Origin of the sequence: Pseudoxanthomonas sp. X-1 (genome assembly GCF_020042665.1) — a bacterium.
Taxonomy (GTDB): Bacteria; Pseudomonadota; Gammaproteobacteria; order Xanthomonadales; family Xanthomonadaceae; genus Pseudoxanthomonas_A; species Pseudoxanthomonas_A spadix_A.
In genome coordinates, this window is sequence record NZ_CP083376.1 from 875,376 (window position 1) to 888,144 (window position 12,769).

The window sequence follows — 12,769 nt, forward strand, 5'->3', positions numbered from 1 at the left end:
GAGGAAGGAGCGCGTTCACCCTGAAGAAACCCTTCAGACGCATCCCGAAAGCCGCCAGCACCCCTGGCGGCTTTTTTGTTGCCAGCACGCGCGGTCCACGCACCCCACCGATCCGACGACACGAGACTTCAAGATGGCCCCGCTCACTTCCGACCTGCGCATCCGCAAGATCGAGCCGCTGCATACCCCGGCCGAGCTGATGGCGGAGTTCCCCTGCGACGATCTCGCCTCGGCGACCGTCGCCGCCGCGCGTGCGGCGCTGCACGAGATCCTGCACGGCCGAGACGACCGCCTGGCGGTGGTGATCGGCCCGTGCTCGATCCACGATCCGGTCGCGGCCATGGACTACGCGCGCCGGCTGCGCCCGCTGCGCGATGCGCTGGGCGAGGACCTGGAGATCATCATGCGCGTGTACTTCGAGAAGCCGCGCACCACGGTGGGCTGGAAGGGTTTGATCAACGATCCGCGCTTGGACGGCAGCTTTCGCATCAACGAAGGCCTGGCCACCGCGCGCGGCCTGCTGCGCGACATCAACCTGCTCGGCCTGCCCGCGGGCTGCGAGTACCTGGACGTGATCTCGCCGCAGTACATCTCCGACCTGGTGGCCTGGGGCGCGATCGGCGCGCGCACCACCGAGAGCCAGATCCATCGCGAGATGGCCAGCGGCCTGTCGTGCCCGGTGGGCTTCAAGAACGGCACCGGCGGTGACGTGAAGATCGCGGTGGATGCGGTCGGCGCGGCCTCGCATCCGCATCATTTCCTGGCCGTGACCAAGGAGGGCCAGTCGGCGATCGCCTCGACCACCGGCAATCCGGACTGCCACGTGATCCTGCGCGGCGGCAAGGTGCCCAACTTCGACGCGGCCAGCGTGCAGGCGGCCAGCCAGGTGCTGGAAGGCAACGGGCTGGCGCCGCGCCTGATGATCGATGCCAGCCACGCCAACAGCGGCAAGAAGCCGGAGAACCAGCCCAGGGTGGTCGAGGATCTGGTCGCCCAGCTGGCCGCTGGCGAGGAGCGCATCGTCGGGGTGATGGTCGAGAGCCATCTGGTCGCCGGCCGCCAGGACCTGATCGAGGGCCAGCCGCTGACCTACGGTCAGAGCATCACCGACGGCTGCATCGGCTGGGAGGATTCGGTGGCCGTGCTCGAACGCCTGGCCGCCGGCGTGCGGGCACGCCGCGCCCGCCGGATCGCGCAGGCCGCCTGATCCCGCGCGCGGCCGCCGCGGCCGCGCCGGACCACGCATACGCCCCGAACACACGCGTCGGGCATGCTTGGCCCGATGAATGCTTCCGACGCCGCGACGGCCCAGCGCCGTCCATCCCCGCTGCGCCGCTGGATGCGGCGCCTGGCCTGGCTGTTGCTGGGCTGCTATGCGGCCTACCTGGTCGCCGGCAATCTCTACCTCAACACGCCGCTGGGGCCGTGGAGCGTCAACCGCAAGCCGGAGAAGTTCGCCATGCACTGGGGGCCGGCGCTGACCTGGTGGCCGGGCGAAATCGTGCTGTGGAAGGTGTCGCTGCGCGGCCATGTCGGCCGCGTGGTGTGGACCCTGCAGGCCGATCGCGTGGCCGGCCATCTGTCGCTGCTCAACCTGGTGTACAAGGAGGTCTATGTGCCGCGCGTGCGCGTCGCCGAGGTGACCGGCCAGGTCACGCACGTCGCGCAGGAGATCCCGCCACCGCCGGTGCGCCCGGGCGGCTGGCTGCTCAACTTCCCGTCCATCGCCAGCGACAGCGTCCGTGGCGGCACGCTCGGGCCCTTGACGCTCGAGGGGCAGGGCAGGGCCGAGGTGGGCTTCACCAAGCGCCTGCGCGGCGGCCCGGCCGAACTGCTGCCCTCCACCGCGCGCTTCGAACATCTGCGCCTGGGCTATGGACAGGTCGCGCTGCTGGAGGACGCGACCCTGGGCGGCGAGTTCGCGATGACGCCGACCACGCGCGCCCAGGCCAAGGGCATCGAGAAGCTGCGGCGCATGCGCATCGCGCTCGAGGTGGCCGGCGGCACGCCGGCGCTGGCGGCCCGGCAGAGCGACGCCGGCAAGCTCGAGTTGACGCTGCAGCCGGGCCAGGGCCGCGTGCAGGGCACGCTGAAGCTGGTCCAGGCTGAACTGGCGCCGGGCGGCGCGCTGTCCTGGCGCATGCCGGTGGTGATCACCGACGTGCACGGGCAGGCGCATCGCAGCACGCTCACCGCGCAGCTCTCGGTCGATCGCGACCTGCATCTGAAGGCCAGCATGCCGGCGCAGGTCGATGGCGTGCTGGCGCTGGACGCGGATCTGCGCGCGGACGGCACCCGCATCCCGTTCGAGCAGCCGCGCGCGCTGCTGCCGCGCACGTCCGGGCGGCTGGCCGGGCAATGGCAGTTCAGTTCGCTCAGGTGGGTGACGGCGCTGTTCGTCAACGTGCCGTGGCTGTCGCTGGATGGCGCCGGCCGCGTGCAGGGCGACGTCACCCTGGACCACGGTGTGCTGGCCGTGGGCAGCCATCTGGAGATCCCGCTCGTCCAGGCGCGGGCCGATGTGGTGGCTCAGCGCGTGACCGGCACCGGCAGCGCCCGGGCCCGCCTGGAGGCCGGCCAGGGCGGGCGGCCGCGCTCGCGCGTGGACGTGGCGCTGACCGACTACAGCGTCGCGGCGATCGACGACCTCAAGCGGCCCTACATCCGCGGCAAGGACCTGAAGCTGTACACCGACAGCGACGCCGACCTGTCCAAGGCGCGCCAGTCGCTCAAGGCGCAGGCCACCTTCACCCAGGCGCAGGTGCCGGACCTGCGCGCGTACAACCGTTTCCTGCCCAACGATCACCTGCGCTTCGACGGTGGCTCGGGCACGTTGACTGGCCAGCTGGCGCTGGACGCGGCCGGCCAGGCCGGCAGCGGCCGGGTCAGCATCGCCGCGCGCGCGGCTCAGGTGCGGGCGGCGGGCCTGGCCATGCGTGGCGATGTGGACGTGGATCTGAAGCTCAAGCGCGCCGACCTGCAGCGCCAGCGCTTCGCGGTGGATGGCAGCACGGTGTCGCTGAAGAACATCAGCTTCGCCCACGCCGGGCTGAGCCGCAGCGGCTGGTGGGCCAACGTGGCGCTGCCGCGCGCGCAGATGGACGTGGCCGATGCGCGCCTGGCCGTGCAGGGTGCGGTGTCGACGCAGATGAAGGACGTGGGGTTCCTGCTGGACCTGTTCTCGCAGGATCGCGATTACCCGGGCTGGATGGTCAAGCTGGTCGATGCCGGCACGGTGCGGGCCTCCAGCCGGGTGCGCTGGCGGCAGCACGATCTGGTGCTGGACGACATCGATGCGCGCAACGACCGCTTCGACTTGGTCGGGCGCTTCCGCCTGCAGGGCCGCGACAAGGCCCAGGGCGATCTCTACGCGCGCTGGGGGGTGCTGGGCGCGGCGGTGGAGTTGCGCAACGGGGCGCACCAGTTCCATCTGCTGGGCGCCAAGCGCTGGTACGAGGCCCAGCCGAGCTACCTGGACTGACGTTCAGCGCGCAGCAGGCCTCCGTTTTGCACTGCAGCGTGCAATGTCTGCGCGGGGGGCGCAGGATTGACCCGCATCCCGACGTGGGGGAGGGAGCAGGCCCGGAACTGGCGCAAGCTGTTTCGGGCTTTTTATTGCCTGTTTTCCGGGCCGACGGCTGGGCGTGTGGGCATCGCGGCTTCGTTGGGGGGCGGCGGTCCAGCGGGCGGGGGCGCTTTCCCCGGTCAGGGCATCCTGCCCTGCCTGAAGGCGCTCGGCGTCCTGCCTCGCTCGTCGCGGCCCCCCGCCCGCCGGCCCGCTGCCTCGCGCGTCATGCGCTAACGCTTCGGTTCGAAAGAAGTTCTGCGCGTCCCCGCAGCGCCTCGACTCCGGCGTGCGCGCGAAAGCGTGGGCCAGGGATAGCCCGCGGCGGCGAGTCCGCCGCAGATGGCGGGCCGAGCCGAGGAGCCGCGCGCGCCTGGGTCGCCGGTTTGCGAAAGTCAGCGCCCCCGGGCGCGCGCATGTCATCAGGTCCTGCGTGTCCCCTCAAACCCGCAGGAGCCCATTGCGTGCCTCCCCGAGGAAGGGCTGTCCTAGCACCTTTTCGGGCAACGGCGGCGATGGCCATTGTTGGAGGAGCCTCATCGCCGCCGTGGCGGCTCCCACTTCCCATCTCCACCCTCACACAGCGCATTGCTGCGTTCCGCGGGGCGGGACGCGTGCGGCGGCGGGGGCGCGGGGCAGGCGATAGAATGACGCCATGGACACGCCCGCTCCCCGCCAGATCCCGCTGCAGGTCGTCACTGCGCCCACCGCCCCCGCGTCGCTGGAGACCGGGGCCAAGCAGCTGGGCGGCGACAAGATCGGCCGCTCGCCGGTGCAGTTCGCCGATGCGCCGGTGCTGCGCAAGCCGTCCTGGATCCGCGTGCGCATTCCTTCGGGCAACGCCGTGGCCAACCTCAAGGCCAAGCTGCGCGAGAACCGCCTGGTCACCGTCTGCGAGGAGGCCAGCTGCCCGAACATCCACGAGTGCTTCGGCCACGGCACGGCGACCTTCATGATCCTGGGCGAGGTCTGCACCCGCCGCTGCTCGTTCTGCGATGTGGCCCACGGCCGGCCCAAGCCGCCCGATGCCAACGAGCCGGCCAGCCTGGGCAACACCGTGGCCGACATGGGCCTGAAGTACGTCGTGGTCACCAGCGTGGACCGCGACGACCTGCGCGACGGCGGTGCCCAGCATTTCGTCGACTGCATCGGCGCGATCCGCGAGAAGTCGCCGGGCACGCGCATCGAGATCCTGACGCCGGACTTCCGCGGCAAGGGCCGCATGGAGCGCGCGCTGGAGATCCTGGCGACCAATCCGCCGGACGTGTTCAACCACAACATCGAGACCGTGCCGGACCTGTACCGCAACGTCCGTCCGGGTGCGGATTACCAGTGGTCGCTGACCCTGCTCAAGCAGTTCAAGGCCCAGCACCCGGACATCCCGACCAAGTCCGGCATCATGCTCGGCCTGGGCGAGACCTTCGAGCAGATCCAGGCCACCATGCGCGACCTGCGCGCGCACGACGTGGACATGATCACCATCGGCCAGTACCTGCAGCCCACCGCGCACCACCATCCGGTGCTGCGCTACTGGACGCCGGAGGAGTACAAGGCGCTGGAGGTCTACGGCTATGAGCTGGGCTTCAGCCACGTCGCCTCCGGGCCGATGGTGCGCTCGTCCTATCACGCCGACCAGCAGGCCGCCGGCGCGGGCGTGGCGGCCTGATCCGCGCTTCCGCCCTCAACCTGCGCAGCCTCCTGTCCCGCCGCCTGGCCTTCGCGCCTGGTGGCGGTGTCGTATGGGGACCGTGAGACCGCGTTCACATTGCGGAACCGCCTCCCCTCCGGGCACGCCTCGTGCGTGACAGCCCGCGCAACTTTCGGCACTGTGGTGCGGTCAAGGCTTCACGCATCTTCCCCACACGCTTCCACCGGCCACGCGGCCGCGAGTCCATCGAATGAAAGCCAAGCTCACCCTGACCCTGCTGGCCCTGGCCCTGACCGCCCCGGTGGCGCTGCTGGCGCGCCCCGATGTGACGCCCGGCAAGTCGGCCAGCACCAGCGTCGTGCCGATGGGCCCGACCAGCGACCAGTCCACGACCTCCAAGCTGGTCTACGGCCTGCTGTCGGACAGCCGCTACGCCTACCGCCCGCGAGCGCTGGACGACGCGCTGTCCCAGGACGTGTACAAGCGCTACCTGGATGCGCTGGACGGCGGCAAGCAGTTCTTCACCGCCAAGGACATCGAGGGCTTCATGCCACTGTCCACGCGGCTGGACGATGCGATCAAGAGCGGCCAGCTTTCGCCGGCCTATGACATCTTCCAGGTCTATCGCAAGCGCGTGGGCGAGCGGGTGGCGTACGCGCGCAGCCTGCTGAAGAAGCCGGACTTCGACTTCACCACGCACGAGCACTGGGAGTACGACCGCGAGAAGGCGCCGTGGGCCAAGGACAGCGCCGAGCTGGACGCGATCTGGCGCAAGTCGGTGATGAACGACTGGCTGCGGCTGAAGATGGCCGGCAAGAAGCCCGACGCCATCGCCCAGACGCTGGACAAGCGCTACGCCAACATCCAGCGCAGCGTGGACGAACTGGACAGCCAGGACGTGTTCCAGACCTTCCTCAACGCCTATACCTCGGCGGTGGACCCGCATACCGATTACTTCACGCCCAAGACCGCCGAGCAGTTCAACCAGCAGATGTCGCTGTCGCTGGAAGGCATCGGCGCGGTGCTGCAGCGCCAGGACGACACAGTGGTGATCCGCGAGATCGTCCCGGGCGGTCCGGCCGACCTGTCCAAGAAGCTGCAGCCCGGCGCGCGCATCGTTGGCGTGGCCCAGGGCAGCGATGGCGCCTTCACCGACGTGATCGGCTGGCGCACCGACGACGTGGTCGATCTGATCCGCGGCAAGAAGGGCACGCGCGTGCGCCTGGAGTTCATCGCGCCGGAGGCCGGCATCGACGGCCCGCACAGCACGGTGACCATCGTGCGCGACAAGGTGCAGCTGGCCGAGCAGGCCGCCAAGAGCGAGATCGTGACGCTGCCGGCCTCCGGCGCCACGCCCGAGCGGCGCATCGGCGTGATCAAGCTGCCGGCGTTCTACCAGGACTTCGAAGGCCGTCGCCGCGATCCCAACAACTACACCTCGGCCACGCGTGACGTGCGCAAGCTGCTGGACGGCTTCAAGGGCCAGCACATCGACGGGGTGGTGATGGACCTGCGCAACAACGGCGGCGGTTCGCTGGATGAGGCCGTCGATCTGACCGGGCTGTTCATCGACCAGGGCCCGGTGGTGCAGGTGCGCGAATCCGGCGGCCGCGTCTCGGTCAGCGGCGACACCACCCCGGGCGTGTCCTGGGACGGGCCGCTGGCGGTGCTGATCAACCGCGGCTCGGCCTCGGCCTCGGAGATCTTCGCCGGCGCCATCCAGGACTACGGCCGCGGCCTGGTGATCGGCGAGACCAGCTTCGGCAAGGGCACGGTGCAGAACCTGGTCGACCTGGATCGCTGGCCGGCCAACGAGGGCGGCAAGCGCTTCGGCCAGCTCAAGCTGACCATCGCCCAGTTCTTCCGTGTGGCCGGCGGCAGCACCCAGCACAAGGGCGTGGTGCCGGACATCGCCTTCCCGGCCAGCATCGATGCGACCGAGTACGGCGAGGACACCTACGACAACGCGCTGCCGTGGACCAAGATCGCGCCGGTCAGCCACACCCAGTACGGCAACTTCGCGCCGCTGCTGCCGAAGCTGGAGGCCATGCACGACGCGCGCGTCAAGACCGACCTGGAATACCAGTGGTGGTCCGAGGACGTGGCCCAGTTCCGCGCCGAGAAGGCCAAGAAGTACGTCACGCTCAACGAGGCCGAGCGCCTGGCCGAGCGCGATCGCCAGGAGGCCCAGCGCAAGTCGCGCCAGGAAGAGCGCAAGAAGCTGGGCATGCCGCTGGACCCGCTGGCCGGAGATCTGGCCGACGACGGCCTGGGCGCGAGCGAGCGCGACATCGTCAAGGACGCCGCGCGCGAGAAGCTGGCCGACAAGCGCCCGGACCCGCTGCTGCACGAATCGGCGGCGATCCTGGGCGACGCGATCGGTGTGCTGGACCAGGACAAGCAGCTCTCGGCGCAGGTGCTGCCGGTGTCGACCAAGTCGGGCAGCTGGGCGGACTGAGGGGCGTTGCGACCGAAGGCCCTGTCGCTCCCGCGAAGGCGGAATGCGGCGGGGCTGAGGATCGAGCCAGGGCGCCGGGTTCCCGCGTTCGCGGGAACGGCGGTCGGGAGACTGGCGGAGGCTTTGGGTTCGAAGCCACCGGATGAGGATTGGATGCGGGCGCCTCCGGGCGCCCGTGTCGTTTGCGGTCCGGGCGAGCGCCCGCAACATCGGATTCCATCGCTGCGGGTGTAGCCAGGCCTGGGCCAGGCTCTAGACTGTGCGGCCCCGCGCTGTGGTGAGCCCCCATGTCTTCCCCGATGCCTGCCGCCACGTCTCCGCGCACCGGCGGCCTGGCCGTGCCGGCCGCGCTGCTGCTGGTCTATGTGGTGTGGGGGTCGACCTATCTGGGCATCCGCATCGCGCTCGAGCACGGCGTGCCGCCGTTGCTGGTGACCTCCGGGCTGCGGTTCGTCGTGGCCGGCGCGCTGCTGTTCGCGGTGCTGCGCCTGCGCGGGGTGGCCGCGCCGACGCGCGCGCAGTGGAAGAACCTGGCGATCATGGGCGCGCTGCTGCTGGGCATGGGCAATGCGCTGGTGGTGCTGGCCGAGACCACCGTGTCCTCCGGCCTGGCGGCGGTGGCGGTGGCCTCGGTGCCGGTGTGGATGGGCCTGTTCGGCCTGCTGCGCGGCCAGCGCGCCACGCGCATCGAATGGCTCGGCCTGGTGCTGGGCTTCGCCGGGGTGGTGTGGCTCAACGCCGGCGGCACGCTCACCGCCAGCCCGCAGGGACTGGTGTGCCTGCTGCTGGCGCCGATGGCCTGGGCGTTCGGTTCGGTGTGGTCGCGCGGGCGCGACCTGCCGTCGCCGTTCATGGCCGCCGCCGGGCAGATGCTGTGCGGCGGGGCGCTGATCATGCTGGCCGGCTGGCTGCGCGGCGAACGCCTGCACGCGGTGCCGCCCATGGAGGGCGTGCTGGCGGTGGTCTACCTGGCGCTGTTCGGCTCGGTCATCGCCTTCACCGCCTATGTCTGGCTGCTGCACCACGTGCGTCCGGCGCTGGCCGGCAGCTATGCCTACGTCAATCCGGTCATCGCCGTGGCGCTGGGCGCCTGGCTGGCCAACGAGCGCTTCACCGCGCACGACCTGGGCGCGATGGCGGTGATCCTGGCCGGCGTGGTGGTGATCACCCTGGCCAAGGTGCGCGGCAAGTGAGCGTGGTGGCGCCGGTGCTGGACCGGCGCGGCGTGGCCGCGACGGTCGGCGCGTTCGTGGTGTGGGGCCTGTTCCCGCTGTACTGGCGGCTACTGCAGCATGTGCCGTCGCTGCAGATCATCGCCCACCGCGTGGTCTGGAGCGCGGTGCTGGTGGTCGGGTGGCTGTGCCTGCGCGAGCGCGGCGCCTGGCTGCGGCGCATCGCCGTCCAGCCGCGCGCAAGGGTCACGCTGGCGCTGACCTCGGTCCTGATCAGCTGCAACTGGGGGCTGTACATCTGGTCGGTCAACAACGGTCATGTGGTCGAGGCCAGCCTGGGCTATTTCATCAATCCGCTGGTCAACGTGCTGCTGGGCGTGGTGGTACTGCGCGAGCGGCTGACGCGGCCGCAGTGGATCGCGGTGGCGGTCGCGGCCGCCGGCGTGGCCTGGCTGACCTGGCAGGCCGGGCGCGCGCCATGGATCGCGCTGGGCCTGGCCTTGAGCTTCGGCGCCTATGGCCTGCTGCGCAAGCTGGTGCAGGTCGATGCGGTGTCGGGGCTGGGCATGGAGAGCGTGTACCTGTTCGCGCCCGCCCTGGCGCTGGTGGCCTGGGGCGAGGCCGGGCATGGCGGCGCCTTCGTGCATGGCTGGAGCCTGGGCACCGACGTGCTGCTGGTGCTGGCCGGGGCGGTCACCGCGGTGCCGCTGCTGGGCTTCGCCTACGGCGTGCGGCGTATCCCGCTGTCGCTGGTCGGGCTGCTGCAGTACATCGCGCCGACGCTGCAGCTGCTGCTGGGCGTGGTGGTGTTCGGCGAGCCGTTCGGGCCCGAACGCGCGCTCGGCTTCGTCCTGATCTGGGCGGCGCTGGCGATCTTTGTCGGCGACAGCCTGTGGCGCGGGCGCCGGCGCGGCTGATGGCCTCACGACCCCGTCAGCCCGCACGCGCGACCATGGCCGCCATGAAGGACGACGTGGCCGCCCCGCTGAAGATCGCCGACGTGCAGCGCGCGGTCCTGGATGCCGCCGCCCGCGCCGAGCCTGCGCAGGCGGCGCTGGCGCTGGTGGTGGACACCGATGGCTCGACCTATGTGCGCGCCGGCGCGATGGCGTTGTTCGATACCGACGGCGGCCAGGTCGGCTGGCTCAGCGGCGGCTGCCTGGAGCCGGAGATCCAGCTGCGCGCGCTGGCGGCGATCGAGCGCGGCGCCGCCGACTGGCTGGAACTGGACACCCGCGAGGACGAGGACCTGCTGTCCGGCTCTGCGATCGGCTGCCGCGGCCGGCTGCAGCTGGCGCTGCTGCCGCTGGCGCAGCTGCCGGGGCTGGAGAGGGCGATCGCCGCCTGGCGCGGCGGCGAGGATCAGACGCTGCGGCTGCAGACGCACAGGCCCGACCAGCTGACCATCACCCTGGGGGCGCAGCGTTGGAGGCTGCCCTGCGCGCCTGCGCCGGCCGGGCTGGCCGCCGGCATCGGGCTGCTGTTCCAGGCGCCGCCGCAGGTGCTGGTGCTGGGCGCCGGTCCGGAGACGCCGCTGCTGCTGCCGCTGCTGCGCGAGATCGGCTGGACCACGACCCTGATCGAACGCCGCCCGCGCTGGCAGCCGGGCGACGCGCAGACGGTCGGCGCCGATGCGCTGCAGCCCCTGGCGCCGGCGCAGGCGTTGACGCTGCCGGCTTCGGCCGGGGCCGATGCCGCGCTGGTCATGCACCACAACTTCGAACTGGATCGCGAAGCGCTGGAGGCGCTGGCCGCGACCGATATCCCCTTCGTCGGCCTGCTCGGACCGGTGCGGCGGCAGCAGGACCTGTTCCGCCTGCTGGCGCCGGTCGCGCGCCAGGCACTGGCGCCGCGGCTACGTTCGCCGGTGGGACTGGACCTGGGCGGGCGCGGCGCGCAGGCCATCGCGCTGAGCATCGCCGCGCAGCTGCAGGCCTGGCATCACGGCCGCACGGCGTGAGCGACCACATCGCCGTGGTGCTGGCCGCCGGCGGCAGCCGCCGCCTGGGTCGCGCCAAGCAGCTGCTGCCGCGCGCGGGCGAGCCGCTGGTCTGCCGCGCCGTGCGCCTGGCCCGTGCCACCGCGCCCCTGCGACTGCTGGTGGTGGTCGGCGCGCGCGCGACCCAGGTCAGCGCAGCGGTGCGCGCCGCCGACGTGGAGACCGTGATGAACCGCCAGTGGCGCGAAGGGCTGGCCGCCAGCGTGCGCGCCGCGCGCGACGCGCTGACGGCCGACGCCCGCGGCGCCACGCGCGTGCTGCTGCTGGCCTGCGATCAGCCGGCGCTGGAGGCCGCGCATCTCCAGGCGCTGCTCGAGGCCGCCGCGCAGGCTGACTCGGGCTGCGCCGGCACCGTGCACGGCGCGCGCATCGGCATCCCCGCCGTGGTCACGCTGGCGCGCCTGGCGCAGGCGCAGCCGCAGGGCGACGCCGGCCTGCGCGAGGTGCTCAACGCGCTGACGCCCGATACCGTCGGCCGGCTTGCGGCGCCAGAACTGGAGCTGGACCTGGATACGCCGGCGGACCTGGCCACGGCGACCGCGCGCGGTTTGATCGATCCGCTGCCGTCTACGAGCGAGTAGACGTTTCTTGTGGGAGCCGCCATGGCGGCGAAGGGCTTCACTGAGAAAGCCCTTCGCCGTCATGGCGGCTCCCACGAAGCAGGGGCCTCAGCTTTGCACCACACGCCGATGCGGCGTGATCGGGAAGGCCTCATCGCCGCTGCGGCGGCATTCGACTTGTCGCCTTCAGCGCTGCGCCGTCAGCGTGCCGCTCGGCAGCGGCGGCGTCAGTGCCTCGGGCACGGCGCAGCGCGAGGCGGGCGTGGCGGTGGCGGCGAACCAGGCGTCCACCGTCGGCGCCAGCCGGTCCAGTCGCATCGGCAGGCTCAGATGGGTCTCGCCGGGCACCTCGAGATAACGGTCGCGCGGCGCGGCGGCGGCGAGCATGCGGCCATGCGCGACCGGGATGTGGTGGTCGTTGGCGCCATGGACGATCAGCACGCAGGCCGGCGTGGCGCGCAGCGCGGCGGCGACGTCGACCTCGTCCAGATTGAGTCCCAGCTGCGCGTCGGCCGCGGCGATCACCGCATCGAGGTTCTGCCGGCCGTAGGTGGCCTGAGCGATCAGCGTGGTCGCGGCGGACTTCCACGTGTCCGGCCGCGCGGCCAGCATGTGCGGGACCATGTCGCGGATGCCGCGGCCGGCGTTGGCGAAGGATTCCATCGCCACCACGCCGGCCACCTGGGGGCCCAGGTCGTGCGCGGCGAAGATCGCCGTGGCCGCGCCGTAGGACACGCCGAACAGGTACAGCGGGCCGGCGATCTCGCCGCGCTGGCGCAGCTGGCCGACCACGCGCGCCACGTCCTGCCCTTCGCGCGTGCCATAGCCGGCCGGGCCACTGCCGGAGCGGCCATGGTTGCGCAGGTCCAGGGTGATGGTGCGGTAGCCGGCCTGGGCCAGCTGCAGCGCCCAGGGCATCAGCGAGTCGCCGTCCATCATCCATCCGTGCAGCAGCACCACGGTGCCGCGCGGGGCGGCCGGCGCCTGCGGCCGCACGAAGTCCACGTCGAAGGCCACCTGCCGCAGCGCGCTGCCGTCCGGGTCGCCGGTGTAGCGGTAGTCCAGCCTGTAGTCGCCGGGGTCCAGCGCACGCCAGTAGATCGGCACACCGCCTTGCCCCGGCAGTTTGCCGCTGCGGGTGGGCAGGCGCGCCATCAGGCCCTCGATGCGCGGGGCATCCAGCAACGGCGACACGCCACCGGGCGCGACGATGCGGGTGCTGAGCGAGGTCGAGTTGGGCGGGATGCAGGCGACCAGCCAGACGCAGCAGGCGAGCATCAGCACAAGCAGGCGGGACATCGGCGTGGGGAGGACAGCGAACGGCGGCGCAGCCTAGCGCCGCCGTCGGCCGGCGCGCTATCGCACCG

At 71.6% G+C, this 12,769-nt stretch carries 9 protein-coding genes; 8 read left to right on the forward strand and 1 reads right to left on the reverse strand.

The genetic code is table 11. From position 1 onward, the window contains the following. Nucleotides 1-133: 133 nt before the first annotated feature. The 8 genes from LAJ50_RS03950 (at nt 134) to LAJ50_RS03985 (ending at nt 11,423) form a co-directional block, all read left to right on the forward strand. Nucleotides 134-1,207, forward strand: a complete 1,074-nt coding sequence (locus LAJ50_RS03950; protein WP_138654886.1) for a 3-deoxy-7-phosphoheptulonate synthase — start codon at nt 134-136, stop codon at nt 1,205-1,207. Between the two features lie 75 nt (nt 1,208-1,282). After that, a complete protein-coding gene (locus LAJ50_RS03955; RefSeq protein ID WP_138654884.1) occupies nt 1,283-3,481 on the forward strand; it encodes a hypothetical protein in 2,199 nt (732 codons plus the stop codon). A 739-nt stretch (nt 3,482-4,220) separates the two neighbouring features. Next, complete coding sequence (lipA, locus tag LAJ50_RS03960; RefSeq protein ID WP_130550618.1) at nt 4,221-5,231, forward strand: lipoyl synthase; 1,011 nt, start codon at nt 4,221-4,223, stop codon at nt 5,229-5,231. A 232-nt stretch (nt 5,232-5,463) separates the two neighbouring features. Further along, nucleotides 5,464-7,671, forward strand: coding sequence for a carboxy terminal-processing peptidase (locus LAJ50_RS03965; RefSeq protein WP_130550619.1), 2,208 nt, complete (start codon nt 5,464-5,466; stop codon nt 7,669-7,671). Between the two features lie 287 nt (nt 7,672-7,958). Further along, on the forward strand, nt 7,959-8,864 hold the full coding sequence (yedA, locus tag LAJ50_RS03970; RefSeq protein WP_130550620.1) for a drug/metabolite exporter YedA: 906 nt from the start codon (nt 7,959-7,961) through the stop codon (nt 8,862-8,864). Continuing rightward, complete coding sequence (gene rarD / locus LAJ50_RS03975) at nt 8,861-9,760, forward strand: EamA family transporter RarD (RefSeq protein WP_130550621.1); 900 nt, start codon at nt 8,861-8,863, stop codon at nt 9,758-9,760. Before yedA ends, rarD begins: the two co-directional genes overlap by 4 nt. Further along, nucleotides 9,760-10,803 (forward strand): XdhC/CoxI family protein, encoded by a 1,044-nt coding sequence (locus LAJ50_RS03980; protein ID WP_224096465.1) that lies wholly within the window; start codon nt 9,760-9,762, stop codon nt 10,801-10,803. The genes rarD and LAJ50_RS03980 overlap by 1 nt, the downstream gene beginning before the upstream one ends. Then, nucleotides 10,800-11,423, forward strand: a complete 624-nt coding sequence (locus LAJ50_RS03985; RefSeq protein ID WP_224096466.1) for an NTP transferase domain-containing protein — start codon at nt 10,800-10,802, stop codon at nt 11,421-11,423. Before LAJ50_RS03980 ends, LAJ50_RS03985 begins: the two co-directional genes overlap by 4 nt. Nucleotides 11,424-11,588: 165 nt before the next feature. Here LAJ50_RS03985 and LAJ50_RS03990 read toward each other — a convergent pair whose 3' ends face one another. Further along, nucleotides 11,589-12,701 carry an alpha/beta fold hydrolase gene (locus LAJ50_RS03990; protein WP_130550623.1) on the reverse strand — a complete coding sequence of 371 codons (1,113 nt, stop codon included), beginning with the start codon at nt 12,699-12,701 and terminating at the stop codon, nt 11,589-11,591. Between the last annotated feature and the right edge of the window lie 68 nt (nt 12,702-12,769).

Coding starts and splice junctions, on each gene's coding strand:
- yedA (WP_130550620.1), top strand. CDS start 7,959: ATGTCTTCCCCGATGCCTGCCGCCACGTCTCCGCGCACCGGCGGCCTG.
- LAJ50_RS03955 (WP_138654884.1), top strand. CDS start 1,283: ATGAATGCTTCCGACGCCGCGACGGCCCAGCGCCGTCCATCCCCGCTG.
- LAJ50_RS03980 (WP_224096465.1), top strand. CDS start 9,760: ATGGCCTCACGACCCCGTCAGCCCGCACGCGCGACCATGGCCGCCATG.
- LAJ50_RS03965 (WP_130550619.1), top strand. CDS start 5,464: ATGAAAGCCAAGCTCACCCTGACCCTGCTGGCCCTGGCCCTGACCGCC.
- LAJ50_RS03950 (WP_138654886.1), top strand. CDS start 134: ATGGCCCCGCTCACTTCCGACCTGCGCATCCGCAAGATCGAGCCGCTG.
- lipA (WP_130550618.1), top strand. CDS start 4,221: ATGGACACGCCCGCTCCCCGCCAGATCCCGCTGCAGGTCGTCACTGCG.
- LAJ50_RS03990 (WP_130550623.1), bottom strand. CDS start 12,701: ATGTCCCGCCTGCTTGTGCTGATGCTCGCCTGCTGCGTCTGGCTGGTC.